This window comes from Enterobacter sp. PTB (assembly GCF_051130085.1).
GTDB classification, from domain to species: domain Bacteria; phylum Pseudomonadota; class Gammaproteobacteria; order Enterobacterales; family Enterobacteriaceae; genus Enterobacter; species Enterobacter ludwigii.
Genome location: NZ_JBDKEE010000004.1, coordinates 246,548 through 270,424, shown reverse-complemented (window position 1 = coordinate 270,424; position 23,877 = coordinate 246,548). Strand labels below are relative to the sequence as shown.

Here is a 23,877-nt window from a genome sequence, read left to right as displayed (position 1 = left end):
CGTTATGGAACTGACCCCCAGAGAAAAAGACAAGCTGTTGCTGTTTACCGCTGCGCTGGTTGCCGAACGCCGCCTTGCGCGCGGGGTAAAACTGAATTACCCGGAATCAGTCGCGCTGATCAGCGCGTTTATTATGGAAGGCGCCCGCGATGGCGAAACCGTCGCCTCACTGATGGAAGCGGGCCGTCACGTCCTGACGCGCGACCAGGTGATGGAAGGCGTACCGGAGATGATCCCCGACATTCAGGTGGAAGCGACGTTCCCGGACGGATCAAAGCTCGTCACCGTCCATAACCCGATCGTATAAGGAGCGCGTGATGATCCCAGGCGAATACCAGATCCAATCCGGAAACATTACGATCAACGTTGGGCGAGACACGCAAAACGTGATCGTCGAAAACCATGGCGACAGACCGATCCAGGTGGGATCGCACTACCACTTTTATGAGATTAACCCGGCGCTGAAATTCGACCGGGAAGCCACCAAAGGCTATCGGCTGAATATTCCGGCAGGCACCGCCGTGCGTTTCGAACCCGGACAGAAGCGCGAGGTGACGCTGGTTCAGGTCAGCGGCGCGCAGCGTATTTTCGGCTTTCGCGGCGAGGTGATGGGAGAGGTGAAAAATGGCTGAAATTTCACGCCAGGCCTACGCCGATATGTTCGGCCCCACCACTGGCGATAAAGTGCGTCTGGCCGACAGCGAGCTGTGGATAGAAGTGGAAAACGATCTCACGGTCTACGGCGAAGAGGTCAAATTCGGCGGCGGAAAGGTGATCCGCGACGGTATGGGCCAGGGGCAGATGACATCCGACGGCTGCGTGGATCTGGTGCTGACCAACGCGCTGATTATCGATCACTGGGGGATCGTTAAAGCCGATATTGGCGTAAAAAACGGACGGATCTTTGCCGTGGGTAAAGCCGGTAACCCGGATATACAGCCCGGGGTCACGATCCCGATTGGCGCAGCGACAGAAGTGATCGCCGCCGAAGGGAAAATTGTCACCGCCGGCGGGATCGACACGCACATCCACTGGATCTGCCCGCAGCAGGCGGAAGAGGCGCTGGTCTCTGGCGTCACCACCATGATTGGTGGGGGCACGGGCCCAGCGGCAGGCACCAACGCCACGACCTGTACGCCAGGGCCCTGGTATATCGCGCGGATGTTGCAGGCGGCCGATACACTACCGGTGAATATCGGCCTGCTTGGCAAAGGTAACGGTTCCAACCCTGATGCCCTGCGCGAGCAGATCGCAGCGGGTGCCATCGGGCTGAAGATCCACGAAGACTGGGGCGCGACGCCTGCAGCCATCAACTGCTCACTGGCGGTGGCGGAGGAGATGGATATTCAGGTGGCGCTGCACAGCGACACGCTGAACGAATCCGGGTTTGTTGAGGACACGCTGGCGGCTATCGGCGGACGGACCATTCACACCTTCCATACGGAAGGGGCGGGCGGCGGACATGCACCGGATATTATTACTGCCTGCGCGCACCCGAATATTCTGCCCTCCTCCACTAACCCGACGCTGCCCTACACGGTGAATACCATCGACGAGCATCTCGACATGCTGATGGTATGTCACCACCTCGACCCGGATATCGCCGAGGACGTCGCCTTTGCTGAATCACGCATTCGCCGGGAGACCATCGCTGCGGAAGATGTCCTTCACGATATCGGAGCCTTCTCGCTGACCTCGTCCGATTCCCAGGCAATGGGTCGCGTCGGCGAAGTGATTATTCGTACCTGGCAGGTGGCGCACCGTATGAAGGTTCAGCGCGGCGCACTGCCGGAAGAGACCGGGAACAACGATAACTACCGCGTGAAACGCTATATCGCCAAATACACCATTAACCCGGCGCTGACCCACGGGATTGCTCATGAAGTGGGCTCGATTGAGGCCGGGAAACTGGCGGATTTAGTGGTCTGGTCCCCCGCGTTCTTTGGCGTCAAACCCGCCACCATTGTGAAAGGCGGGATGATCGCCTGCGCGCCGATGGGGGATATCAACGCCTCTATCCCAACGCCGCAACCGGTCCATTACCGTCCGATGTTTGGCACGCTGGGTGCCGCGCGCCATGCGACACGGCTGACGTTTGTCTCCCAGGTTGCCGATGCGAAGGGCATTTCGCACCAGCTCAGCCTGCAGAGCGGCATAGCCGTCGTCAAAGGCTGCCGCACGGTGAAAAAGGCCGACATGATCCACAACAGCCTGCAGCCCAACATCACCGTTGATGCACAAACTTACGAGGTTCGCGTTGATGGCGAGCTCATTACCAGCGAGCCGGCAGACGTTCTGCCGATGGCCCAACGCTATTTCCTGTTTTAAGGAGTGACGATGATCTACCTGACCCAACGCCTTGACCATGCCCATCCGATAACCGCCAGCGTCACGCTGCCGATTGAAGTCCGGGTGAAAAGCCGTGCCCGCGTGGCGCTGAATGACGGCCGCGAAGCCGGGCTGATGCTGCCGCGCGGCCTGCTGCTGCGCGGGGGAGATCTGCTGACCACTGACGACGGCAGCGAGGTGATCGAGGTGATCGCCGCGCCGGAATCGGTCTCCGTGGTGCGCTGCGACGATCCGTTCCTGCTCGCCCGCGCCTGCTACCACCTCGGCAACCGCCACGTGCCGCTGCAGATCATGCCCGGCGAGCTGCGCTACCACCACGATCATGTGCTCGATGACATGCTGCGCCAGTTCGGGCTCGAGGTGACATTTGCCACCCTCCCGTTTGAACCGGAAGCAGGGGCGTATACCAGCGATGCCCACAGCCATAGCCATAGTCACTCTCACGCTCATTCACATTAAGGATTCATCATGCGTACGTTTTTACCTCTGCTACTGCTGGCCTTTTCTCTTCCTGCCCTGGCGCATCCCGGACACGGCACAGACAGTTTTCAGGCCGGTTTTTTCCATCCGCTGACGGGTCTTGATCATCTGCTGATGCTAACCGGTGCGGGCGTACTTTCGGCCCTGAGCGGGCGCAAGCTGCTGCTGCCCCTTGCCACTCTCGGCATGATGCTGGCCGGGGCCGTTGCAGGCAGCCTGCTTGGCGGCTTTAGCGGCATGGAAATGCTGATTATCGCCTCGCTGGCGGTCTGCGGCGCGATGATGTTTAAAACCGAAAATCGCCTGCTGTTGGCCGTGCCGGCGCTGGCAATGTTCCACGGCTGGGCGCACGGGGTAGAGATGTCTGGCCATAACTTCTGGCTCTTCACCAGCGGCTTTATGTTTGCCAGTGCCACGGTGCTGTGCGCCAGCTTCGCCGCCGGGTTGCTGCTGCGCCGTCACGACGGGTTACGTAAAACCTTTGGTGGCGGGCTGATTGTCTCTGCGCTGCTGGCGCTGATGAGCTGATGGAGCACGTCCGCCAGCGGCTGCGCCTGATGCAGCTCTCCAGCAGCAGCCTTCCGGTCGGGTCATTCACCTGGTCGCAGGGGCTGGAGTGGGCCGTAGAAGCAGGCTGGGTCCCCGATGCTGAGGCGTTCAAAAACTGGCAGATCCTGCAGATGGAGCAGAGCTTTTTCTGTGTCGATCTGCCGCTGTTTTCCCGACTTTATCAGGCGTGCGAGCAAAACGATTTGGCGACGGCAACACGCTGGACGGCCTACCTTCTCGCCTGCCGGGAAACGCGTGAACTGCGTGAAGAGGAACGCAACCGCGGGGCGGCCTTTACGCGCCTGCTCAAAAGCTGGGAGCCAGACTGTCCGGCAGAGTGGCGGACGCTGTTTATGCAAAGCCAGCTCAGCGGCATGGCGTGGCTCGGAGTACGCTGGGGCATTAGCGCCCATGAGCTGGCCCTGAGCCTGGGCTACAGCTGGATTGAGAGCGCGGTCATGGCGGGCGTCAAGCTGGTGCCGTTCGGGCAACAGGCGGCGCAGCAGCTGATTATCGACCTGAGCGACCACTTTGCCGCCGGGCTTGAACCGGCTTTTTTGCGTGGCGACGACGCGCTGGGTGCGGCAACGCCGCTGTCGGCCATCGCCTCTGCGCGCCACGAAACACAATATTCACGATTATTCCGTTCCTGAGGAGACAACATGGCTGATTACAAACATCCCCTGCGCGTGGGCGTGGGCGGCCCGGTGGGGTCGGGCAAAACCGCGTTACTGGAAGCACTCTGCAAAGCAATGCGCGACACCTATCACCTGGCAGTGGTGACCAACGATATCTACACCAAAGAGGATCAGCGCATTCTCACCGAAGCGGGGGCCCTTGAGCCAGAGCGCATCGTGGGCGTGGAGACGGGCGGCTGTCCGCATACCGCAATCCGCGAAGATGCCTCAATGAACCTGGCGGCAGTGGAAGCGTTAAGCGAAAAGTTTGGCAATCTGGACCTGATCTTCGTTGAAAGCGGCGGTGACAACCTGAGCGCCACCTTCAGCCCGGAGCTGGCTGACCTGACGATCTATGTGATTGACGTCGCTGAAGGGGAGAAGATCCCGCGTAAGGGCGGCCCAGGGATTACCAAATCCGATTTTCTGGTGATCAACAAAACCGACCTGGCCCCCTATGTGGGGGCCTCACTGGAAGTAATGGAGCGTGACACCAACCGCATGCGCGGCGAGCGCCCGTGGACCTTCACCAATCTGAAGGCGGGCGACGGACTGGCGACGATCGTGACATTTCTGGAAGAGAAAGGGATGTTGCGGGTGTAACCGTTTAAATCCCCTCTCCCTGGCGGGAGAGGGTCAGGCATTACGCCTCCGGCAACTCCGCCAGCGGCCAGCGTGGACGTACAGAGACGCTCAGATCGGCGGTCGCGCCAGCGTTCAGACGTACCATACCCGCGTAGGCGATCATCGCCCCGTTATCGGTACAGAATTCCGGACGGGCATAAAATACTTCCCCACCACGCTTTTGCATCATCTGCGCGAGTTTTGCACGCAGCGTGCGGTTGGCGCTGACGCCCCCGGCCATCACCAGACGCTTAAAGCCGGTCTTTTCCAGTGCGCGTTTGCATTTGATCATCAGGGTATCGACCACCGCGTCTTCGAACGCACGGGCGATATCAGCACGGGTCTGCTCGCTATCGTCATTATTGCGAATGGTATTGGCCGCGAAGGTTTTCAGACCGGAAAAGCTGAAATCCAGCCCTGGACGGTCAGTCATCGGACGCGGGAAGACGAAACGCCCTTCCGTGCCCTGCGATGCCATTTTCGAGAGCATCGGACCGCCAGGATAATCCAGACCCAGCAGTTTGGCCGTTTTGTCGAAGGCCTCACCGGCTGCGTCGTCAATGGACTCGCCGAGCAGCTCATACTTGCCAATCCCCGTTACGCTAATCAGCTGGGTATGGCCACCTGAAACCAGCAGCGCCACAAAAGGAAACGCAGGCGGATTATCTTCCAGCATCGGTGCCAGAAGATGCCCTTCCATATGGTGAACCGGAATGGCCGGCACATCCCACGCGAATGCCAGCGAACGGCCCACCGTTGCGCCGACCAGCAGCGCACCCACCAGGCCCGGGCCTGCGGTATACGCTACAGCATCAATATCAGTAGAGCTCAACCCGGCTTCTTTCAGCGCCGCCTGAATCAGGGGAACCGTTTTACGCACGTGGTCACGAGAAGCCAGTTCAGGCACGACGCCGCCGTAGTCAGCGTGTAATTTCACCTGACTATACAGTTGGTTGGCAAGAAGCCCTTTTTCGTCGTCGTAAATGGCGATGCCGGTCTCATCGCAGGATGTTTCAATACCCAGTACACGCATGACTTGTTTTACCTCGTTTCAATACCGCGCAGTGTAGGGCCAATGCGGATTGATGTAAAACTTTGTTCGCCCCAGGAAGAAGCCTCGTGTATACTCCTCACCCTTATTAAAGTCCCTTTCAAAAACGCGTCGGTGCTTTACAAAGCAGCAGCATTTGCAGTAAAATTCCGCACCATTTTGAAATAAGCTGGCGTTGATGCCAGCGGCAAACCGAATTTATCAAAGGTGAGAGTTACATGCCGGTAATTAAAGTACGTGAAAACGAGCCGTTCGACGTTGCACTGCGTCGCTTCAAACGTTCATGCGAGAAAGCAGGTGTTCTGGCTGAAGTTCGTCGTCGTGAGTTCTATGAAAAACCAACGACCGAACGTAAGCGCGCTAAAGCTTCTGCTGTGAAACGTCACGCGAAGAAACTGGCTCGCGAAAACGCACGCCGTACTCGTCTGTACTAATCAATTGAGGGCCTCAGCCCTCAATGACAGACAGAGTTGTAGTCGTAAGGCCGTGCTTCCGGAAGGAATGCGCGGCTTGTTTTCGTTTATGAGTTACTAAAATTTTTGGGGCATATGGCCGGACGAATCCCACGCGTATTCATCAATGACCTGCTAGCCAGAACCGACATCGTCGATCTCATCGACGCGCGGGTAAAGCTGAAAAAGCAGGGCAAGAACTACCATGCGTGCTGTCCTTTCCATAACGAAAAAACCCCCTCCTTCACCGTAAACGGTGAAAAGCAGTTTTACCATTGCTTCGGCTGTGGTGCTCACGGTAATGCTGTCGATTTTTTAATGAACTACGACAAGCTCGAGTTCGTTGAAACCGTCGAAGAGCTGGCGGCGATGCACAACCTTGAAGTGCCGTATGAAGCAGGCAGTGGACCAAGCCAGATCGAGCGCCATCAACGGCAGACGCTGTACCAACTGATGGATGGTCTGAACTCGTTTTATCAACAGTCTCTTAAGCACGCTGCTGCTGAGCCTGCGCGTCAGTACCTGACAGCGCGCGGACTGAGTGACGATGTGATTGCGCGTTTCGCTATTGGTTACGCTCCGCCCGGCTGGGACAACGTGTTAAAGCGTTTTGGCGGCAATAGCGAAGATCGTAAGTCTCTTATCGATGCCGGCATGCTGGTCACCAATGACCAGGGACGAAGCTACGACCGCTTCCGCGAACGGGTAATGTTCCCGATCCGCGACAAGCGTGGCCGGGTGATTGGTTTTGGTGGTCGCGTGCTGGGTGATGCCCTGCCGAAGTACCTCAACTCCCCGGAGACCGATATTTTTCATAAAGGCCGCCAGCTTTACGGTCTTTATGAGGCGCTGAAGGATAACGCGGAACCTCCGCGCCTTCTGGTCGTCGAAGGCTATATGGATGTCGTCGCGCTGGCGCAGTACGACATCAACTATGCGGTTGCATCTCTGGGCACCTCAACCACAGCCGATCACATTCAGCTGCTGTACAGGGTGACTAACAATGTCATCTGCTGTTACGACGGTGACCGTGCAGGGCGCGACGCCGCCTGGCGTGCGCTGGAAACCGCACTGCCTTATATGACCGACGGGCGTCAGTTACGCTTTATGTTCCTGCCCGACGGTGAAGACCCGGATACGCTGGTGCGTAAAGAGGGCAAAGCGGCGTTTGAAGCGCGGATCGAGCAGGCTCAGCCGCTCTCCACGTTTTTGTTTAACAGCCTGATGCCGCAGGTCGATTTGAGTACCCCTGACGGGCGCGCGCAGCTCAGCACGCTGGCGCTGCCGTTAATCAGTCAGGTGCCCGGCGAAACGCTGCGCATCTATCTGCGTCAGGAGCTAGGCAACAAACTCGGCATTCTGGATGACAGCCAGCTTGAACGTTTAATGCCTAAACAGTCTGAAAACGGTGCGGTTCGTCCCGCGCCTCAGCTAAAACGCACAACCATGCGTATACTGATAGGGTTACTGGTTCAAAACCCCGAACTTGCTCCGCAAGTGCCATCGCTGGCGGGTTTGAACCACGAAAAATTGCCCGGGCTTGGCTTATTTTCAGAATTGGTCAACACTTGTTTGTCTCAGCCAGGTCTGACCACCGGACAACTTTTAGAACATTATCGCGGCACAAAAGAGGCTGCTACCCTTGAAAAACTGTCGATGTGGGACGATATAGCAGATAAGGATATTGCAGAAAAAACGTTCACCGACTCACTCAACCATATGTTTGATTCGATGCTTGAGCTGCGCCAGGAAGAGTTGATAGCTCGCGAGCGCACACACGGCTTAAGCAGCGAAGAACGCCGGGAACTCTGGATGCTGAACCAGGAGCTGGCAAAAAAATGAATTCAACGGCTTAAGTGCCGAATATCGATCGGGAAGCCCCCGGCAGCCGCACTGAGAGGCAGCGGCACAAATATAAGTACGCCCTCGCTTTAAAGGTTGGCAGCCCCATCGCCGACACCAATCAAACGAATTAAGTGTGGATACCGTCTTATGGAGCAAAACCCGCAGTCACAGCTGAAACTTCTTGTCCAACGCGGTAAGGAGCAAGGCTATCTGACCTATGCCGAGGTCAATGACCATCTGCCGGAAGATATCGTCGATTCAGATCAAATCGAAGACATCATCCAAATGATCAATGACATGGGTATTCAGGTGATGGAAGAAGCACCTGATGCCGATGATCTGTTGCTGGCTGAAACCTCCAACAACACTGACGAAGATGCGGAAGAAGCTGCTGCACAGGTCCTGTCCAGCGTGGAATCTGAAATCGGGCGTACCACTGACCCGGTCCGCATGTACATGCGCGAAATGGGTACCGTTGAACTGTTGACCCGCGAAGGCGAAATTGACATCGCGAAACGCATCGAAGACGGGATCAACCAGGTTCAGTGCTCTGTTGCCGAATACCCTGAAGCGATCACCTATCTGCTGGAGCAGTACGATCGTGTTGAAGCGGAAGAAGCGCGCCTGTCTGACCTGATCACCGGTTTTGTCGACCCGAACGCTGAAGAAGATATGGCACCGACCGCCACTCACGTGGGTTCTGAACTGTCTCAGGAAGAGATGGATGATGACGAAGACGAAGATGAGGAAGATGCCGACGACGACACCGCCGATGATGACAACAGCATCGATCCGGAACTGGCGCGCGAGAAGTTTGCCGAGCTGCGTACCCAGTACGAAGTCACGCGTGACACCATCAAAGCAAAAGGTCGCAGCCACGCAGCCGCACAGGAAGAGATCCTGAAACTGTCTGAAGTCTTCAAACAGTTCCGTCTAGTGCCTAAACAGTTCGACTACCTGGTTAACAGCATGCGCGTGATGATGGATCGCGTACGTACCCAGGAACGCATCATCATGAAACTGTGCGTTGAGCAGTGCAAAATGCCGAAGAAGAACTTCATCACCCTCTTCACCGGCAACGAAACCAGCGAAACCTGGTTCAACGCGGCTATCGCGATGAACAAGCCGTGGTCTGAAAAACTGCATGACGTGAAAGAAGACGTGTTCCGCGGCCTGCAGAAACTGCATCAGATTGAAGAAGAGACCGGCCTGACCATTGAGCAGGTTAAAGACATCAACCGTCGTATGTCCATCGGTGAAGCGAAAGCCCGCCGTGCGAAGAAAGAGATGGTTGAAGCGAACCTGCGTCTGGTTATCTCTATCGCCAAGAAGTACACCAACCGTGGCCTGCAGTTCCTGGATCTGATTCAGGAAGGCAACATCGGTCTGATGAAAGCGGTTGATAAGTTTGAATACCGTCGTGGTTATAAGTTCTCCACCTATGCTACCTGGTGGATCCGTCAGGCTATCACCCGCTCTATCGCGGATCAGGCGCGCACCATCCGTATTCCGGTGCATATGATTGAGACCATCAACAAGCTCAACCGTATCTCCCGCCAGATGCTGCAGGAGATGGGCCGCGAGCCAACGCCAGAAGAGCTGGCTGAGCGCATGCTGATGCCGGAAGACAAGATCCGTAAAGTGCTGAAGATCGCCAAAGAGCCAATCTCCATGGAAACACCAATCGGTGATGATGAAGATTCGCATCTGGGTGATTTCATCGAGGATACCACCCTCGAGCTGCCGCTGGACTCTGCGACGACCGAGAGCCTGCGTGCTGCAACACACGACGTTCTGGCTGGCCTGACCGCCCGTGAAGCAAAAGTGCTGCGTATGCGTTTCGGTATCGATATGAACACCGACCATACGCTGGAAGAAGTGGGTAAACAGTTCGACGTTACCCGCGAACGTATCCGTCAGATCGAAGCGAAGGCGCTGCGTAAACTGCGCCATCCAAGCCGCTCTGAAGTACTGCGTAGCTTCCTGGACGATTAATCGATCCTGTCAGTGAAAAAGCTCCCTTTAGGGAGCTTTTTTTTTGCATTTTCTCCGCCCCTCAGGGACAAGGAAACACCGCCCTACAGCCCACGCACAACCAGGGCCTCATCCAGCTCCCGATACGCCTCCACCAGCTTATCCAGCGTTGCCCTGTTAAGCCCGCTCGGGTTCGGCAGCACCCACACCTGCGTGACGCCAATGGTGATGGCCTGTTTGCCCCACTGCGCACCGCGCTGACTGAACGCCTGTTCGTAAGCCTGCTTGCCCAGGATGGCCAGCGCTGCCGGCTGATAATCTTCAATCTTCTTAATCAGCTCCCGCCCACCGCTGCGCAGTTCATGCAGGTTCACCTCACTCGCCTGTACCGTGGGCCGCTCGACCAGCATGGTAATCCCGCAGCGCGTATCCAGCAGGTGTTGCTCCTCTTCAGGCTTCAGTAGCCTGTCGGTAAACCCGGCCTGGTAGATAACCTTCCAGAAGCGATTCCCCGGATGGGCAAAGTGAAAACCGGTGTGCGCTGAGGACTTCCCCGGGTTAATCCCGCAAAACACCACCCGCAAGCCCGGGGCCAGAATATCGTTGATCATCTCTACTCCCATTGATACATCCTTATGGAAGTATAAAGGATTGATTATGCATTGTTTATAAAAACAGCAGGCAGGTGTGAATGGCTGGATTGCTGAAGGGAGTTCCTCTATAATTCACCGCCACGGCCCCTTAGCTCAGTGGTTAGAGCAGGCGACTCATAATCGCTTGGTCGCTGGTTCAAGTCCAGCAGGGGCCACCATATAAAACAAAGGGTTACGATGAAAATCGTAACCCTTTCGCTTTTCTCAGGATTCCAAAAGGCTACCGCCAGCCCCCATGTAGGCACCTTAAGGCCACTGGCGGGAGGTGTGCAGCACCCTCAAAACATCTATTTTTCTGTCATCGAATCCATAAACAACGATGTAATTATGCCTGATGGTCATCTCTCGCGTGCCAGTAACGCGCCCCTGTCGATACAGGAACGGATTTCCGGCCAGCGCAGAGACCTTTGCATTGATTTCGTCGTAAAGCGCCTGAGCCGCATCCGGGTTGTCGTCGGCGATATATTCCACAATATCCAGCAAATCAACCTGCGCCGCCTGCCGCCATTCAATTTCTCGCATGGCGCTTCCTGTCTATCAGCTTTTGCGCCTCGCTCATAACCTGCTCGTGCGGCACGGTACGGGTGTCGCTCATGGCCTCATGCACCTTAGCCCTGAACCATGCATCATAGCTTTCTGGATCTGTAACCAGATTGGCGGGTAGTCCGCCATCTTTCACAACGCGGGTAAGAAGGATCCTCACCGCATCGGACACGGTGAGGCCATGCACTGCCAGCGTTGCGGCGGCATCGTTTTTTAACTGGTCATCTATGCGGATATGCATCATCGAAGATTGAGCCATTTTGATCCTCTCTTTAACTGCCTTATGGATATGTTAAGTGTATCTCAAATGAGATACAAAAGAGAGAAAATCGCCTAAACGGCGTTTTTTGGTAACGAAACAGAAAAATGAGTGCTTATCCGTCCCGCTGGTTGGTGATTTTTCTATTTCGTTCCCGTTTTTTGCCTGCCGGAAGCTAAAAAGTGCGCGCCGGCATGAATCGGCGGAGTCCTGCCACGCCATGCCAGTAGCTAGGTGGAATTTCCAGTCTGGCTAAGCCATCACGCCGCCCATGCTGACGAAACGGCATTTCTGCCGCTTGCGGGGCTGATTGCTGATACTTATATGAGGTGTGACGGGAACTGACAAAAAGCGGCTATGTGCGGTCTGATGAGCAAGTATCACTACGCAACTTGCTGGTTTCACCGCGGTTAAGGGTGTGCGTCACCTCGGTTAGCGTGCAAAAAGTCAGGCCACATTGCAAATTTTGGCACTGATGGTAAGAGCGCTGGACAGCATTTGACAGGTACTCACTGGTGCGGGTTTTGGATGCCGTTCGGCACTCAGGGCATTTAAACATTCGGCTGACCCCATGACTAACTTGTTACATTATATCAATTCGTGGGCAGATGACTGGCGCATAATGATTTTTGGCAGGAATTGAGCGCTACCGGCCAACACCGCCATAAATGCCCGTCTCACTGGTTATGTGACAGGTACAGACGAAAAAAACTATGCTGCAGGACGTTCAGCCGCCCCTGTCACGCAGGGGAAAAGTAGGTGCTAGCCCAAATCCCGCATCATCGATAGCGTGATGCTTTAGCGCCAGGCACGGTAACGATGCCATCCCGCCCACACTCGGAATGGCTGAGCGCAAAGCGCTATCAGTAGTCAACCTCCATTTCGGCGCTATTACCTCCGCCTGACGCATCACGCTGCCCGCTGTAAAATTGCCCCGACCTGAATCCTCGCGTCTGGTCAACATAACGATTAATGCCATCCTGCGGCGCAGAGAAATGAACAAGCCCCATATCACAACAGGCCATGACATGCTGTTTAAGCTCTTCACAGGTCAGCTCAAAGCGCTGCCCTTTTAGGGTGATAGAAACTGTATTTTTCATTAAATTAACCTCTGTTTATGCCCGCATTTTTTCCTGTCCAAGCGCAAGACGGCGCTCAAACGCGGGATCATCCTTCATTAACCTTTCCTGCACCACCGACGGCGCAAAACGAAGGGATTTGGCTACATCAACGGAGAGAGAGGGTGGATATAGCGTCAGTGCGCGGCTGGTGCCATCATTCTGCTCTATGGCGACGCGGGAAACATCCCGGCAATCCCCTTTCATGATCTTATCGACAGCGTCAGTTACCGCTCTGCGCGCATAATCATCGCGAATGCCCGCGAGCTGGCACAGGCCGATCAGTTGCTTCACAGGCTGAGCGACTAGCAGGGGAAGTGTTTGCATCACCTCAGTGAGAGCGGAATCAATCGCGTATTCTGCGGCCTGTTGATGCGCATTTTTACAGTCAAGCGCGGCTTTCCTGGCTGGAATGCGTAACCGTAGAACGGCGATTGCCTGCTCCTCAACCAGAGGCGTTAAGCGCTCCACAAGTCGCGTGGCATCGGCAATGTCTTTATCCAGCGCGTCGGCCTCCTCTGACATAGAGCCGTCGCCGGCCGCCATAAGCGCAGTCCACTTACGGGAACTCTCCCCGATCTTCTGCTGAGCGCGATCGCGTGATGCCTGGAGATTGTGTAATTTTTTCTCTGCATCCCGTAGTTCCTGATAGTGCAAATCAAAAGTGGCGATACAGCCATCAAGGCGAGATCTGGCCTCCTGCTGCGCTTCCACATCATTCTTTTCGTTGTTACCGATGGGGGGCATATTCGATCCTTATGCGGTGTGTGTTTTCAGGGTTAAAGGATGAAGAAAAGCTGGGAGGAAATCGCGCCGTGTTGTTTGTCGTGGTGTTGCTACAAAGCAAAGTGACGTTCACTTTTATCGGTCTTGCTTATCATTTTCGGCAACCACACCGCCAAGGAGATTGCACAATGTCAGCCCCACGCCGAACCCGCCACACCGTAATGAAATCCATCCGTCTGCATTATGAAACAGAACAAATTATTACCATCCTGAGCCAGCAACGCGGCGAGTCGTGGGCAACCTGCGCCAAAAAGCTACTGCTCACCGCCTCGCGTGAGGCGCTGGCCTCTGCTGTCCATAACCCATCTGACCTTAGCCAGTAACGCGGCCAGAGCTTTACGCGTCACGCCATCATACCTGCGAAGCAACAGGGTCATTGACTGCCTCGCCATGAGGCGAGCTAACACCGCCACACGAAACATCGCCCGCCCCGGCCCGAGATGAACACTGAAGATCCACGGTTCAGGCTACCCGGCTCAGTAACCTTTACATCACCTGATAATCAAATCATCGCTGTGCGGCTCGCTGGCAGGCGTTGCCGCGTTGATGCTGTTCCAGCAAAAACAAGGTGAACGCGCAGCAAGGCGCATCTACGGCACCCTCTCTTTGGTCTCCGGGGGATGGCTATGCCTGCCCCCTCTGCGTGGGGGCGTCCCCCACCACACCCGCACACCGTTTTTGTGTGCATGAAACCCGAATGATGGCCTGCATCATTCATCGGGTGCCGAAGTGCGTCAGTTCTGGCCTGTCTGCCATTTATAAGTGAATAAACCACCCTGATTTTTATCTTCAAAAAGCAGGTGATAATCGTCATTTATGCTTCACTTTTTTTCATGCTGCGGAGGGTAAAATCAGGGGGAATAAAAAGCGCCGCCAGCGTGGCGGCATAGAGAGAAATTAAGGGGCGGGAGAGTTGCGATGTACCTCAAAGGAACAAATCAGCACACCAAGACGCTCAATAAGCTGCATGTCCCCCGGCGTCAGTTCGTCGGGGTGGCGCTCAATCAGTTCAAGATACAGCTTAAGAGCAGCCGCAACCTGCGCGTCACGGGGGCTGTCACTGTTTTCCGTTGCTCTGCGCATCGTGCTTTTTCCTGTCAGTGGAATCACCTGCGCCGTTCAGCGTTGCCAGCAGGGAGGCATAACGATCCAGCAAATGAAGCTGGCGATCTGTCATCTCCTCGGGCGGCAGTTCAATTAGTCTCAGATACGCCTGTAACGTAGCGTCATGAGCCTGTTGTTTACCACCACATCCCCACCCATCTCGTTTTTTCCACGTGTAGAGGGTGGCGGTTTTTATCGATAGCCTCTCAGCGATCTCATTAACGGAGAAGCCGGAGAGGTAGAGCCTTTTAGCCTGATGTCGTGGTGGATCATTTTTGTCATTCTGAGTCATATTCTCATCTCCAGTAATAGTCAGATTAACTCATTGTTGAAAAAGAAATTTATTTTCATTAAGCGGGTTGAACTTTGTCGCCTCCTGCAAATAATCAGGCGAAAAATGTGCATAAACCATCGTTTGTTGGATCGTTGAGTGGCCCAATATTTTTTGCAACGTGACAATATTTCCTCCATTCATCATGAAATGACTGGCAAAAGTGTGTCGCAAAACATGCGTGGCCTGCCCTTTGGGGAGATCCGGTTTAAGTGTTTTCAGTATCTGGCGAAACTCACGATAATCGACCCTGAAAAGCCTTCCGGTGCGCTTAGTTTTTACCCGCTCCCGAATCTCTGGCGAGATCGGGATGGTTCGGCCTTTGCCATTTTTGGTCTGAGAGAGCACTACGCGCTCCCCCATGATTTGCTCAGCCCTTAGCTCGCTGGCCTCCCCCCATCTTAGCCCGGTAGAAAGGCACAGGATGGCAAGATTGAGCAGGTCGCCAGTTAGGACCGCGATTAGCGACGATATTTCCTCATCGCTCAGGAACGCCATTTCAGGGGTGCAAACCTTCAATTTGCGAAGCGCACGAACGGGATTTTCATTAGAGAAAACTTCAGCATCGATAAGCGCAGTAAACATCGAAGACAGCGCAAATAGATCGCGGTTAATGCTGGACGCTTTCAGCCCTGCGTGAAGCTTTTCAGACCTGTATTCTGTCAGGGATTTGCTGGTGATGTGCGATACCCTGGGGTTTCTCATCTCCCTGCACACCTTCTTAAGCCTAGCCTTCATATCTTCACCATACCGTTCATTTCGTCCGAAATACACCCACCACAAATCAATCAACTCCTCCAGTGCTCGCTTGTCTGCTGGTCGATTCAGCCATTCCTTTGAGTGATAGTTAACCAGCGCATACCTTTCAAAGCCCTGAGCCTCAGCTTTTGTATTAAACGCCTTGCGGACTCGTTTCCCTGCCACGCCGTTTGGCCTGATATCCACCCGATAACGCCCATCATCAAGCTTTTTAATTGCCATGTAAAAACCTCCAAAAACAACCGTTACGCCGAGGGGAAAAACGCCCTCAAATTGTTAATTTTATGTAAACAGAAAAATCACCAAAAATCCCCAGGGTGGGGGGGGGGGCTCGGAAAGTGGTTACAATGGTTACAGCCAAAAAAACATAACGTAACTCAATGTTTTATATAAATAAATGTTGTAACCATGTTTTGGTTACAACGGGTTACACCACTTCCAGAAAATTGAATAAAGCGATGATATATATAAATAAACCTTGTAACCGTCCATTGGTTACAACGGGTTACTCTGACCAAAAAAAAGTGGTTACGTGTAACCGGTTTGTAACCACTTTTGTAACTCCTTAGACCAGTTTAAAAATTGATATTAATCATATAGATATATACATTAATTTTTTTTGTAACCGTTGTAACCACTTTCCGAGCACCCCCCTAACATTTTGAAAAAGCCCGAAAATGTAGCAACCATGTTACTGATGTGTTTGTTATTTGTTTAACAATCACTTCCGGCATCTTTGGCGCGAAAGATGAGACATTTAACCACCTCGGAGACTTTTGGGGCCGAACTGCCTTTTCCGGTATTTTTCTGTTTACTGATCTCGCTTCTGACGGCCCCCTCTCTTACATAAACGCGCGACCTGCTGGTTTTCAAAAGCGGCTTGACATCACGTAACTCAAAAGGAATATCCACCCTCAGCGCACTAGCCTCCTGCGACATCTGGGAAAAATTCACGGAAAAATCCTTATCATTCCCCTTGCCACTGTGGTTCACGCCAAACGGTGAATCACCATCCAGGAAATCGAAGATGTTCCAGAACTCCACGACGAGGGGATGATCGGCGCTGATAGCCTTACGGCGCTCCACAGCAAGCCCGGTAATCGCCTCGCAGGTGCTGGCGATCCTCTCTTCAGGTATATCGACTATGCAGGGTAGCGACTTAACCAGGGCGATGAGTTGGGCGTGATTTTTGGCGATACGGTTGTGCGCAATCTCTTCGTTCTCCTCCATCGCCACTTTTGCCGCCTCGTAGTGTTTGTCTATGCTGGCCATAACGCTGGATTCAGCCATCGCGGACAGCAGAATGAACCCGGAAACCTGTTCCACCGCTACCCTCTCCAGACGTTCCGCTGCCTCGCGGGTTTGCTGGGTCTGACCGCTTTTGTCTGTCTGGAGGTGAACAATACGTTCCTGTAGTGCTTTGGACGCCTCAACCTCGGCATTCTGAGCGATGACGATAGCCCCGCGAAAAGGCGGCTCGTAGGTTTCATTCCCGCTTGATTTAACGCCGGTAGTGCGGACACTGCGCCCGTTGTAAAGCGCTTTCAGGTCATCAAAATCAAAACCGCGCTGCCTGGCATTGTCCTGAGTGCGATCCCCCTCAATCAGCACCACCGGAAGATTGCCAACCTGCGCAAAATTCCTCGTTCCACCGGCCTTCGTCGATTTTGAAGGGTCAAAACCTTCGTATTCATCGCGTCCACACAGGCGCCAGAGAAAATCAATCAGGGTACTCTTGCCGGTTCCCGGCTCGCCGGAAATCTCAAGGAACGGAAATGATTTATGTTTCTCTCGCAGCTGCTCGGCAAACAGCGAACCAAACCAGAAGGCCAATGCCACATACCCCTTCACTCCAAACGCTATCCACAAATCATCTAGCCATTCAGTGCGAAAGGATGTCAGGTCGGGGTTAATTTCCAGCACTGGCGTGCTACTCAGGCTTTTCACGCTGAGCTTATCGATCTCGAAGTAATCCTCTCCGTTAAGCGGAATCACACGCCCGCCAGACACCGCCAGCGAATTGAATACCCACGCCCCCCAATCCTTGTTGTAGCCAATGAATTTTTGTGTCTGGACTTCTTTAATCGCCGGTAAATCACGCTGAATAATGCGATCAAGCTGGTTTGTGTTGCCGGTGTAGATAGCTCCTTTAGCAACGTGCAGCAGACGTTTCTTGAACTCTGCGGCACTTGCTATCTGTGATGACGTGAACGTTCCCTTGACCGGCGGAGTCGCCCCGGGGAAACTCACGCGGAAGTAATACCAGGCTTCATCTGTTGGTTCTGAACGCTGGAAATAGAGCGGCTCGGGCATGCAGTTAGCTATCTCTTTGATGCCACCGGACTCTTTAAGCGCTCTCGCCTTAGTCTCATTACGACTCAAACGGTTATCTTCGTTCTGGATGCGCTCGATGGCCTTGGCGTTTTTCTCTATGTCGAGCTTGAACCAGTACAACCGGCCATCAAAATCTAAGTGAAATTCATTGATCCCGGAATAATCAAACATCAGGTGCGCTTTCTCTGCCGCACTTTCTGCCAGCAATAAATCACCAAGATGGCGGTATTTATTGGTGTGATGCTTCTCCAGTTTCCCGAGCAGGTGCAGATCGTTCCAGTCCCGCTTTTGCTTCCCTTCCTGGATTTGCGCAGCGCGAGCAATCCAGCCTTCATCACGGCTACGCTTAGCGAACTTTTTGATCGCCTTTTGCCCGGCCTTATCACTATCCAGCGCCCACACCAGAGCAGGCTTATATCCGCCGTTGATGATGGCTAAAAGCGCCGCCAGCGCCTTATCCGGGTAGTTATTACTGGACATGATGGAAACGGCCGTTATGCCGTTCTGTGCCAGACTGAGGGCATCTATGCAGCCCTCAACAATCCACAACTGTTTAGCCTTCGCCAGGTCGGTTCCGGGCGGTTGCCACCACTGGCCGCCATAGCTCCCCCTGAAATTGGCCTTACGGTCAAAGCGCTCCGGCCTGTCAATCAGACGCTCCCAGAAGGTGCCGCCGGCCAGCGCGAAACGAACAGTGGCGCTTGCTTCGCCGCCTTTAACAAAGTTCTCCTGCGTATAGCAGCCACCAAAACGAGATATATCGATCCCGCGAGCCACTGACAGATAAGCATCTGCCGCCGCGTGCGGCTTTTCTGGCGTGGAGATATAGCGATCTGACCACTGGCAGAAAAGGTCTGCATAATGCTCTTTGGTGATAATTTCAGTTCCGCATTTATTTTCACGCCCGCATTTCACAATGAAAGGCTTTTCGATGCTGGTAAACATTTCACGCTTACCGCACTGCGGACACTTGCCATTCTGCAAATATTTTCCATTTTCTTTAAATTCGAAATCATGAATAAGGCGTTGAACAATTTCGCCTGCTATATTATTCATCATGAAAAAACCCTCTTTAAGCGTGCGCCAACCTGCGCGGTCAGCGCATATAATAAAAACAATTTATGCAGTTTAGTTTCTGACTTTAATAAACCTATCGCATACGCCAATTGTTTTTAGTTCATCAAGAATAGAATGAGCATCATCGTTGATATAACCAAGAATATCAGGGAGCCATAACAATGGCTCTGGATGAAATTTACCGCCTCTCACCAGCCTTTCCATTGAAGCTGATATATTTATGATCCTGTTAATTTTACGGTAACACTCAGGGCTGATATTCGCCCTCAAAGCACCATCATTGGTATTACGATGTTTCTTCATACAATAACCTCTTTAGCGTCAGTAATTCGAAGATAAATTAATCCCTCGCGATAACTATGCGATAACATCACTGACTGAAAATAAATACTGGTATGCGGTATTCTCTAAATGGGTAACGCTGTCAACCCGCACCAATTACCCGCACGATCCGCAATTCCTGATACCCATCATTCATCATTTGCTTACTGGCTAACTGCGTGGCCTGTCCTGTATTGGTTGCATCAACGGTTAGCGTGATGCCGCGCGTATAGCCGCGACGATTTACAGCACGAAATACGACATTGAAGCGTTTTATAGTCCGGTTGTTTGTTTTAATCATAATGACCTCAGTGAATATCTTCATTGGGTTGAATGGTACTCAAATCTTCTTTCAGACTGGATAACGCTCGTCTCATGTCTTCTTCATTCGCAATTCGGGTCTGAATATCGCTAAATCGGGAAAAGCCACATTTTTTCATGCAAACAATCACACTACTTTCAGCTTGATACGAGGAATATGCTTCAACCACACAATCTGCCGTTGAATTCTGACCGTCAGGATCAATAGCCTTGAACTCAACAATAAACGTTTTCTTTTTAAAATAACCACTCATGCACCCACCCCGTTTGTTTTTTCTAAAATTATCCGACGCAATGACTCATATGAGACAAACCCCAGCCCTGGAGATACTCCACCGATAGCAGACTGTAATTCAGAATTAATAATTTCTGTAATTGCCGCCAACCCTGCCACATCAACTCCAACAACTTTACCTTCACTCATAATTTCAAGTATGTACGAAATAAGAGCAATGGATTTACTAACGCTATTCAGACGACCTAAATCACCTTCGCCAATCAGGTAGTTATATGATTCTCTTTCAGTCAGATTACCCATAAGCCACCCCACAAACCGGAATACGTCCGGCAAAGGAAAGGACGAAATCACGCGCCAGCGTGCGGCGTGCTTCGCGTTCGGTATGAGCAGTAACGGTTTTGCGCTGCGGGCGCTCGTTCACGTCAGAACGGCGCACAGCAAGGAACAGCCAGACAAATTGGGAATGTGATAAAGCAGGGGTAGAAGCCATAATGGCAACCTCCGATTGATAGCTATATTTGCTATCGCCGAAGCTGCAAATCTTCATGATGGCGATAGCCCAGACGGGGTTTGCAGTACCGGTGCTATCGAGAACCGGCCAGCCCGAAGGCCGCCCCGCCTGAGCTACCATTGACAAGGTGGCATAGTGCAACGAAAGGCACAGGAAAGAGCGATTCAAACCTGTACCGGATACGTAACACCACGCCATAAAATGGCGCTCTGTGGCGTTGGTTGCGACGTAAAAAAAGACGCATGGCGCGTCTGTCGTCGCCGATAGCTTACACGGGCTGCAAATCCCGGTTGCCCATTGAGGGGCAACGCGGCAACGATACGCCAGCCGGTTAACCAGCGTCAACCCCCTGCTTGAAAATAATTTATCACCAGCTCGCGGCGTGTTGATTCCGCGATCTGATTCGCTATAATTAAAACGTTTCATATTTAACTCCGATTTGAATGAAACAAGCGTGGTAGATATCAGCCCCATCGATGTAGCGATCGATGGGGCTTTTTGTTATTACGCCTGCAAGCGCCTGGTTGATTCCAGATAAGCATCAAGATCCACCTTTAGGTAAATCACTTTCTTTAACCCTGATTTGTAATACGGGATTTTTACCCTTCCTGTACAAGCCCAATTCGCCATCGTAGCTGCACTGACTCCGATGTAGTCGGCGGCTTCGGCTCTTGTCATGCGGTTCCTGAATTTTAATTCCATCTTTCACACCTTAATGAATGTTTTCGGCTCGATGAGAAAGATAAATTGAAAGTTAGGTGAATAAAATAATCATTAGCGCAATAGACAGATCGTTAACAATGATTAAGCATGATCGCTAATCTAATGATCATTTAAATATCAATTAGTTATAAAAATATGCGCCGTATATGGCGCTTATTTTTGGCCAGTGAGAGATCGCAATCACCAATACGGAAGCCGCGAAGCGCCCATTGGCTCAATCCGTCCGTTACGGATCCGTACAGCCTCGCCACCACCAATCTCCACTGTCTCACCGTTTAACAGCGCGCTAATCTCTTCCCGCGTCAACGCCAGGCCTGTCTTGTCACAAAATGAATCAATCAGAACGCGATCATCAGCCTTACTATCGCTATTGCTGCTGTCATCAAGATTGTCGGTTGAAATATATTTATCCTGTTCTTTGATTTTACCACCCTCTATTTCTTCGGTTACAAGAACGAAGGCTCGTGTATATGGCTCATTTGGAATCTGTATCATCACTTCACGATAATCATCAACCCATCTTCTCAGTGTTTGAACTGATGGTGCATCACGCAGTGATGCAAAGTGCTTGACTAACTTATTTGCCAGAGAAAATGTTGAAACGTTAGGGTATTTTTCCAGCGTTAGCTCAGTTATTCTTATAGCCTCATTAAAATTTTTATTTCTTGGTCCGCGTTTTTTTACCCCATTAACTTTCGAGGCGCCTTGTGCGAAATTATGTTCTGGCGAGGAAAGAAGTAACGATGTAGTTTTACAATACTGCTCACAAAAGTAATCAAGATAATTTCTTTTAACAACAGCATCTACTAGTGATGACACGACGCTATTATATTGATTTAGCTTACCAAGCCCCCTGAGATAGACAGCCGCAGAAAGCATGGTTATTTCTGATTTATTTAAACTAATGAAATTCATTTTCCTTACAATCTCAATGTCATCTATGATTTCATTAAACTCCATTGGCTTACCAAGAGAATCTTTAGCATTTAAATTAGATAATAACTTATCAATATTAGGTCTAACCTCTCGTACGGCAAGTGTTTTTATCCATTCATTTAAATAACCAAAGGCATCAAAAGCAGGAATCTTACTATTTACCGACTCGGTAATTGTCTCATTAAAAACACGCACCACATCGTTAGATAATACCCCTGACTGATCAGCATAAAACATTATCATTTTCACGGCACTATCTATAAGTGTTTTAGGATTATTATGACCAGCAACAGAATATTGAAATTTCATTTATCTGCCTTAAGTATTTTATTAAGTAATGATATTTTATCTTCATCTGTCAATGAGTTTAAAAAAACATCTATGCGGGATGTACTTTTCTTGATACCTGCCTCATGTAAAATCTTACGTTCAATTTTCTCGGCAGGCTCAATCAATTCCTCCACAGGCAAACTAATGTAACCTTGCGTTACATCTGAGGAGTTACCGGATTTGTGGTTTATTAACCGCTTTAATATATAAGTACCCACACCACTATGTTCGGCTATTGTTGAGAATGTACGCCGAGCATCATGACATGTAAAGTTAATTGGATCCTTGCCGCTATTTATTCCGCTTGATGTTTTTTCAACTATTTTACGAATAGCTCTGCGGGGATCGGTAATTATTCCTCCCTTGCATGCTGGGAAGACATATACATCATTTTTATTTCTGTATTCCTCGCGTCGTTTGAGTATAGCTAGTAATGTTTCAGTAAGCGGCAACTCTAATTTTTCACCATTTTTTGTTTCATCGATCCAAAAATAACCCCCACTGATATTAACTCTATCCCATGTTAAACCAAAAACCTCACCGCGCCTTAAACCTGTAAATAAAGCCATATCAAGCGCATCGCAGACAGAAGAAACAGCATCATCGCGGTCATTTAATGCCTCAGATCTGACATCATCAACAGCCATTAGCCAGCGTCCTAATTCACGATTACGAATACGCGTACTCTTTCTTGTTGATTCATGCCACTGACGTTTTGCACTTAATGCAACCATTGGGGATTCAGGCAATAATTTATTCCCGCCAGTATCCCGGTAATGATCATATGAAAAATTATATATCGCCCTTAATGTCCTTCCCCACAAATTCGCCTGAGCCTTGCTTCCCGTACCAACCCCCTTGCGCAACTTAGATAGATCGTCACCAAACCATACAGTGCCTTCCGTTATCGCTTTGTGCCTTATCTGTGTGTCATCTCTCGATATTTTGCCTATTGGCCTGTCAAGCCAGTCACCAGAGAAGTTACCAAGCACGCTGCGGTACTGATTGGCGGTTTTTGTCTTGAGGCGGTTGCCGCGCGTCTCAATGTATAGCTCCAGCGCATCACGGAGGCTTACATTTGCTAACTGATTTTCCCTTCGTGTCTCATTCGGGTTCCTGCCAGTCACACCAATTACACCCAGCGTTTCTAGCGCCATGGTTCTGGCCTGATCCACGGAGATTTCAGGGAAGCGCCCTAGCGCCGTTCTGATAAATTTCCCTTTGTACTTTCTGACTGCGTAGAACGTCTTCAGGCCGCTAGAGCCAACCCGGAGGCGAAGCCCTCTAACGTGACTATCAAAATACTCGACCTGTCGCCCTTTTGGTGCGCTAGGAAGCTCGTTGAGCCTTGATTTGGTAAACTTAAACGGTTCCATATTCCCCCTGCTAAAATTGCGCCAAAGTCGCCCGTCGCGTAGCCTTGAAAATCCAGGCACCGCATAGGCTACCTTAGAACGGCGATGGGAGGGAATAATCGTTATTATTCGTTAGTATGTGATAATACCTAACTTATTGAATTAAAATAAAACACA

Annotated in this window: 30 protein-coding genes and 1 tRNA gene; 12 read left to right on the top strand and 19 right to left on the bottom strand. The window is 51.9% G+C overall.

From position 1 onward, the window contains the following. Positions 1 to 4 precede the first annotated feature (4 nt). The 7 genes from AAIR21_RS07330 to ureG are packed head-to-tail and all read left to right on the top strand — an operon-like array spanning position 5 to position 4,658. Positions 5 to 307, top strand: coding sequence for an urease subunit gamma (locus AAIR21_RS07330; RefSeq protein ID WP_003862556.1), 303 nt, complete (start codon positions 5 to 7; stop codon positions 305 to 307). Positions 308 to 317: 10 nt separating this feature from the next. Further along, complete coding sequence (locus AAIR21_RS07325; RefSeq protein ID WP_040018813.1) at positions 318 to 632, top strand: urease subunit beta; 315 nt, start codon at positions 318 to 320, stop codon at positions 630 to 632. After that, the gene (gene ureC / locus AAIR21_RS07320) at positions 625 to 2,328 is read left to right on the top strand and encodes an urease subunit alpha (protein WP_183516716.1); all 1,704 of its coding nucleotides are present in this window, start codon (positions 625 to 627) and stop codon (positions 2,326 to 2,328) included. The genes AAIR21_RS07325 and ureC overlap by 8 nt, the downstream gene beginning before the upstream one ends. Before the next feature lie 9 nt (positions 2,329 to 2,337). Continuing rightward, positions 2,338 to 2,808, top strand: coding sequence for an urease accessory protein UreE (gene ureE, locus AAIR21_RS07315; RefSeq protein ID WP_073396362.1), 471 nt, complete (start codon positions 2,338 to 2,340; stop codon positions 2,806 to 2,808). A gap of 9 nt (positions 2,809 to 2,817) precedes the next feature. After that, on the top strand, positions 2,818 to 3,357 hold the full coding sequence (locus AAIR21_RS07310) for a HupE/UreJ family protein (protein WP_020883621.1): 540 nt from the start codon (positions 2,818 to 2,820) through the stop codon (positions 3,355 to 3,357). Beyond that, a complete protein-coding gene (locus AAIR21_RS07305; protein WP_049023872.1) occupies positions 3,357 to 4,031 on the top strand; it encodes an urease accessory protein UreF in 675 nt (224 codons plus the stop codon). Before AAIR21_RS07310 ends, AAIR21_RS07305 begins: the two co-directional genes overlap by 1 nt. 9 nt (positions 4,032 to 4,040) lie before the next feature. Beyond that, positions 4,041 to 4,658 carry an urease accessory protein UreG gene (ureG, locus tag AAIR21_RS07300; RefSeq protein ID WP_014171666.1) on the top strand — a complete coding sequence of 206 codons (618 nt, stop codon included), beginning with the start codon at positions 4,041 to 4,043 and terminating at the stop codon, positions 4,656 to 4,658. Positions 4,659 to 4,698: 40 nt separating this feature from the next. Here ureG and tsaD read toward each other — a convergent pair whose 3' ends face one another. Continuing rightward, the gene (gene tsaD, locus AAIR21_RS07295; protein ID WP_020883618.1) at positions 4,699 to 5,712 is read right to left on the bottom strand and encodes a tRNA (adenosine(37)-N6)-threonylcarbamoyltransferase complex transferase subunit TsaD; all 1,014 of its coding nucleotides are present in this window, start codon (positions 5,710 to 5,712) and stop codon (positions 4,699 to 4,701) included. Between the two features lie 236 nt (positions 5,713 to 5,948). On the opposite strand from tsaD, the gene rpsU reads away from it, so the two are divergent. From rpsU to rpoD, 3 genes are all read left to right on the top strand, one after another. Then, a complete protein-coding gene (gene rpsU / locus AAIR21_RS07290) occupies positions 5,949 to 6,164 on the top strand; it encodes a 30S ribosomal protein S21 (protein WP_001144069.1) in 216 nt (71 codons plus the stop codon). A gap of 114 nt (positions 6,165 to 6,278) precedes the next feature. Then, entirely contained in the window at positions 6,279 to 8,024 is a 1,746-nt protein-coding gene (gene dnaG / locus AAIR21_RS07285; protein WP_047366600.1) for a DNA primase, read from the top strand. Between the two features lie 150 nt (positions 8,025 to 8,174). Continuing rightward, complete coding sequence (gene rpoD / locus AAIR21_RS07280; RefSeq protein ID WP_020883616.1) at positions 8,175 to 10,022, top strand: RNA polymerase sigma factor RpoD; 1,848 nt, start codon at positions 8,175 to 8,177, stop codon at positions 10,020 to 10,022. Positions 10,023 to 10,105: 83 nt separating this feature from the next. Here rpoD and mug read toward each other — a convergent pair whose 3' ends face one another. Beyond that, complete coding sequence (mug, locus tag AAIR21_RS07275; protein ID WP_025202984.1) at positions 10,106 to 10,612, bottom strand: G/U mismatch-specific DNA glycosylase; 507 nt, start codon at positions 10,610 to 10,612, stop codon at positions 10,106 to 10,108. A 124-nt stretch (positions 10,613 to 10,736) separates the two neighbouring features. Between mug and AAIR21_RS07270 the strand changes: the two genes are divergently transcribed. After that, positions 10,737 to 10,812 (top strand) — tRNA-Ile (locus AAIR21_RS07270). Positions 10,813 to 10,900: 88 nt separating this feature from the next. On the opposite strand, the gene AAIR21_RS07265 is transcribed toward AAIR21_RS07270, so the two are convergent. The 5 genes from AAIR21_RS07265 to AAIR21_RS07245 all read right to left on the bottom strand — a co-directional run bounded on the left by AAIR21_RS07265 (position 10,901) and on the right by AAIR21_RS07245 (position 13,321). Beyond that, positions 10,901 to 11,176: a type II toxin-antitoxin system RelE/ParE family toxin gene (locus AAIR21_RS07265; protein WP_434680502.1), complete on the bottom strand. Its 276-nt coding sequence runs from the start codon at positions 11,174 to 11,176 to the stop codon at positions 10,901 to 10,903. Beyond that, positions 11,163 to 11,456, bottom strand: a complete 294-nt coding sequence (locus tag AAIR21_RS07260) for a type II toxin-antitoxin system RelB/DinJ family antitoxin (RefSeq protein ID WP_434680499.1) — start codon at positions 11,454 to 11,456, stop codon at positions 11,163 to 11,165. Before AAIR21_RS07260 ends, AAIR21_RS07265 begins: the two co-directional genes overlap by 14 nt. A gap of 355 nt (positions 11,457 to 11,811) precedes the next feature. Then, the gene (locus AAIR21_RS07255) at positions 11,812 to 12,015 is read right to left on the bottom strand and encodes an ogr/Delta-like zinc finger family protein (protein ID WP_434680497.1); all 204 of its coding nucleotides are present in this window, start codon (positions 12,013 to 12,015) and stop codon (positions 11,812 to 11,814) included. Positions 12,016 to 12,319: 304 nt separating this feature from the next. Continuing rightward, positions 12,320 to 12,556 carry a hypothetical protein gene (locus AAIR21_RS07250; protein ID WP_434680494.1) on the bottom strand — a complete coding sequence of 79 codons (237 nt, stop codon included), beginning with the start codon at positions 12,554 to 12,556 and terminating at the stop codon, positions 12,320 to 12,322. A gap of 15 nt (positions 12,557 to 12,571) precedes the next feature. Next, entirely contained in the window at positions 12,572 to 13,321 is a 750-nt protein-coding gene (locus AAIR21_RS07245) for a hypothetical protein (RefSeq protein ID WP_434680491.1), read from the bottom strand. A gap of 167 nt (positions 13,322 to 13,488) precedes the next feature. On the opposite strand from AAIR21_RS07245, the gene AAIR21_RS07240 reads away from it, so the two are divergent. Further along, entirely contained in the window at positions 13,489 to 13,683 is a 195-nt protein-coding gene (locus tag AAIR21_RS07240; protein WP_434680488.1) for a hypothetical protein, read from the top strand. A gap of 574 nt (positions 13,684 to 14,257) precedes the next feature. Here AAIR21_RS07240 and AAIR21_RS07235 read toward each other — a convergent pair. From AAIR21_RS07235 to AAIR21_RS07180, 12 genes are all read right to left on the bottom strand, one after another. Beyond that, complete coding sequence (locus AAIR21_RS07235; protein WP_434680486.1) at positions 14,258 to 14,443, bottom strand: hypothetical protein; 186 nt, start codon at positions 14,441 to 14,443, stop codon at positions 14,258 to 14,260. Beyond that, a complete protein-coding gene (locus AAIR21_RS07230; RefSeq protein ID WP_434680484.1) occupies positions 14,418 to 14,756 on the bottom strand; it encodes a terminase gpP N-terminus-related DNA-binding protein in 339 nt (112 codons plus the stop codon). Before AAIR21_RS07230 ends, AAIR21_RS07235 begins: the two co-directional genes overlap by 26 nt. A gap of 30 nt (positions 14,757 to 14,786) precedes the next feature. Then, positions 14,787 to 15,776, bottom strand: a complete 990-nt coding sequence (locus AAIR21_RS07225; protein WP_434680482.1) for a phage integrase — start codon at positions 15,774 to 15,776, stop codon at positions 14,787 to 14,789. A gap of 492 nt (positions 15,777 to 16,268) precedes the next feature. Next, on the bottom strand, positions 16,269 to 18,947 hold the full coding sequence (locus AAIR21_RS07220) for a toprim domain-containing protein (protein WP_434680480.1): 2,679 nt from the start codon (positions 18,945 to 18,947) through the stop codon (positions 16,269 to 16,271). A 69-nt stretch (positions 18,948 to 19,016) separates the two neighbouring features. Then, positions 19,017 to 19,268: a hypothetical protein gene (locus AAIR21_RS07215; RefSeq protein ID WP_434680478.1), complete on the bottom strand. Its 252-nt coding sequence runs from the start codon at positions 19,266 to 19,268 to the stop codon at positions 19,017 to 19,019. Positions 19,269 to 19,389: 121 nt separating this feature from the next. Continuing rightward, a complete protein-coding gene (locus AAIR21_RS07210; protein ID WP_434680476.1) occupies positions 19,390 to 19,587 on the bottom strand; it encodes a hypothetical protein in 198 nt (65 codons plus the stop codon). Between the two features lie 7 nt (positions 19,588 to 19,594). Further along, the gene (locus tag AAIR21_RS07205; protein WP_434680474.1) at positions 19,595 to 19,861 is read right to left on the bottom strand and encodes a hypothetical protein; all 267 of its coding nucleotides are present in this window, start codon (positions 19,859 to 19,861) and stop codon (positions 19,595 to 19,597) included. Beyond that, the gene (locus AAIR21_RS07200) at positions 19,858 to 20,145 is read right to left on the bottom strand and encodes a hypothetical protein (RefSeq protein ID WP_434680472.1); all 288 of its coding nucleotides are present in this window, start codon (positions 20,143 to 20,145) and stop codon (positions 19,858 to 19,860) included. The genes AAIR21_RS07205 and AAIR21_RS07200 overlap by 4 nt, the downstream gene beginning before the upstream one ends. Next, positions 20,138 to 20,782, bottom strand: coding sequence for a host cell division inhibitor Icd-like protein (locus AAIR21_RS07195; protein ID WP_434680470.1), 645 nt, complete (start codon positions 20,780 to 20,782; stop codon positions 20,138 to 20,140). The genes AAIR21_RS07200 and AAIR21_RS07195 overlap by 8 nt, the downstream gene beginning before the upstream one ends. Positions 20,783 to 20,860: 78 nt before the next feature. Beyond that, positions 20,861 to 21,058: a helix-turn-helix domain-containing protein gene (locus AAIR21_RS07190; RefSeq protein ID WP_434680468.1), complete on the bottom strand. Its 198-nt coding sequence runs from the start codon at positions 21,056 to 21,058 to the stop codon at positions 20,861 to 20,863. A gap of 201 nt (positions 21,059 to 21,259) precedes the next feature. Next, the gene (locus AAIR21_RS07185) at positions 21,260 to 22,324 is read right to left on the bottom strand and encodes a hypothetical protein (RefSeq protein WP_434680466.1); all 1,065 of its coding nucleotides are present in this window, start codon (positions 22,322 to 22,324) and stop codon (positions 21,260 to 21,262) included. Next, a complete protein-coding gene (locus AAIR21_RS07180) occupies positions 22,321 to 23,721 on the bottom strand; it encodes a tyrosine-type recombinase/integrase (RefSeq protein ID WP_434680464.1) in 1,401 nt (466 codons plus the stop codon). The genes AAIR21_RS07185 and AAIR21_RS07180 overlap by 4 nt, the downstream gene beginning before the upstream one ends. Positions 23,722 to 23,877 lie beyond the last annotated feature (156 nt).

What these genes read in the sequence shown, in the direction of transcription:
- AAIR21_RS07330 (WP_003862556.1), top strand. Translation starts at nt 5, where the DNA reads ATGGAACTGACCCCCAGAGAAAAAGACAAGCTGTTGCTGTTTACCGCT.
- AAIR21_RS07325 (WP_040018813.1), top strand. Translation starts at nt 318, where the DNA reads ATGATCCCAGGCGAATACCAGATCCAATCCGGAAACATTACGATCAAC.
- ureC (WP_183516716.1), top strand. Translation starts at nt 625, where the DNA reads ATGGCTGAAATTTCACGCCAGGCCTACGCCGATATGTTCGGCCCCACC.
- ureE (WP_073396362.1), top strand. Translation starts at nt 2,338, where the DNA reads ATGATCTACCTGACCCAACGCCTTGACCATGCCCATCCGATAACCGCC.
- AAIR21_RS07310 (WP_020883621.1), top strand. Translation starts at nt 2,818, where the DNA reads ATGCGTACGTTTTTACCTCTGCTACTGCTGGCCTTTTCTCTTCCTGCC.
- AAIR21_RS07305 (WP_049023872.1), top strand. Translation starts at nt 3,357, where the DNA reads ATGGAGCACGTCCGCCAGCGGCTGCGCCTGATGCAGCTCTCCAGCAGC.
- ureG (WP_014171666.1), top strand. Translation starts at nt 4,041, where the DNA reads ATGGCTGATTACAAACATCCCCTGCGCGTGGGCGTGGGCGGCCCGGTG.
- tsaD (WP_020883618.1), bottom strand. Translation starts at nt 5,712, where the DNA reads ATGCGTGTACTGGGTATTGAAACATCCTGCGATGAGACCGGCATCGCC.
- rpsU (WP_001144069.1), top strand. Translation starts at nt 5,949, where the DNA reads ATGCCGGTAATTAAAGTACGTGAAAACGAGCCGTTCGACGTTGCACTG.
- dnaG (WP_047366600.1), top strand. Translation starts at nt 6,279, where the DNA reads ATGGCCGGACGAATCCCACGCGTATTCATCAATGACCTGCTAGCCAGA.
- rpoD (WP_020883616.1), top strand. Translation starts at nt 8,175, where the DNA reads ATGGAGCAAAACCCGCAGTCACAGCTGAAACTTCTTGTCCAACGCGGT.
- mug (WP_025202984.1), bottom strand. Translation starts at nt 10,612, where the DNA reads ATGATCAACGATATTCTGGCCCCGGGCTTGCGGGTGGTGTTTTGCGGG.
- AAIR21_RS07265 (WP_434680502.1), bottom strand. Translation starts at nt 11,176, where the DNA reads ATGCGAGAAATTGAATGGCGGCAGGCGGCGCAGGTTGATTTGCTGGAT.
- AAIR21_RS07260 (WP_434680499.1), bottom strand. Translation starts at nt 11,456, where the DNA reads ATGGCTCAATCTTCGATGATGCATATCCGCATAGATGACCAGTTAAAA.
- AAIR21_RS07255 (WP_434680497.1), bottom strand. Translation starts at nt 12,015, where the DNA reads ATGTTTAAATGCCCTGAGTGCCGAACGGCATCCAAAACCCGCACCAGT.
- AAIR21_RS07250 (WP_434680494.1), bottom strand. Translation starts at nt 12,556, where the DNA reads ATGAAAAATACAGTTTCTATCACCCTAAAAGGGCAGCGCTTTGAGCTG.
- AAIR21_RS07245 (WP_434680491.1), bottom strand. Translation starts at nt 13,321, where the DNA reads ATGCCCCCCATCGGTAACAACGAAAAGAATGATGTGGAAGCGCAGCAG.
- AAIR21_RS07240 (WP_434680488.1), top strand. Translation starts at nt 13,489, where the DNA reads ATGTCAGCCCCACGCCGAACCCGCCACACCGTAATGAAATCCATCCGT.
- AAIR21_RS07235 (WP_434680486.1), bottom strand. Translation starts at nt 14,443, where the DNA reads ATGCGCAGAGCAACGGAAAACAGTGACAGCCCCCGTGACGCGCAGGTT.
- AAIR21_RS07230 (WP_434680484.1), bottom strand. Translation starts at nt 14,756, where the DNA reads ATGACTCAGAATGACAAAAATGATCCACCACGACATCAGGCTAAAAGG.
- AAIR21_RS07225 (WP_434680482.1), bottom strand. Translation starts at nt 15,776, where the DNA reads ATGGCAATTAAAAAGCTTGATGATGGGCGTTATCGGGTGGATATCAGG.
- AAIR21_RS07220 (WP_434680480.1), bottom strand. Translation starts at nt 18,947, where the DNA reads ATGATGAATAATATAGCAGGCGAAATTGTTCAACGCCTTATTCATGAT.
- AAIR21_RS07215 (WP_434680478.1), bottom strand. Translation starts at nt 19,268, where the DNA reads ATGAAGAAACATCGTAATACCAATGATGGTGCTTTGAGGGCGAATATC.
- AAIR21_RS07210 (WP_434680476.1), bottom strand. Translation starts at nt 19,587, where the DNA reads ATGATTAAAACAAACAACCGGACTATAAAACGCTTCAATGTCGTATTT.
- AAIR21_RS07205 (WP_434680474.1), bottom strand. Translation starts at nt 19,861, where the DNA reads ATGAGTGGTTATTTTAAAAAGAAAACGTTTATTGTTGAGTTCAAGGCT.
- AAIR21_RS07200 (WP_434680472.1), bottom strand. Translation starts at nt 20,145, where the DNA reads ATGGGTAATCTGACTGAAAGAGAATCATATAACTACCTGATTGGCGAA.
- AAIR21_RS07195 (WP_434680470.1), bottom strand. Translation starts at nt 20,782, where the DNA reads ATGAAACGTTTTAATTATAGCGAATCAGATCGCGGAATCAACACGCCG.
- AAIR21_RS07190 (WP_434680468.1), bottom strand. Translation starts at nt 21,058, where the DNA reads ATGGAATTAAAATTCAGGAACCGCATGACAAGAGCCGAAGCCGCCGAC.
- AAIR21_RS07185 (WP_434680466.1), bottom strand. Translation starts at nt 22,324, where the DNA reads ATGAAATTTCAATATTCTGTTGCTGGTCATAATAATCCTAAAACACTT.
- AAIR21_RS07180 (WP_434680464.1), bottom strand. Translation starts at nt 23,721, where the DNA reads ATGGAACCGTTTAAGTTTACCAAATCAAGGCTCAACGAGCTTCCTAGC.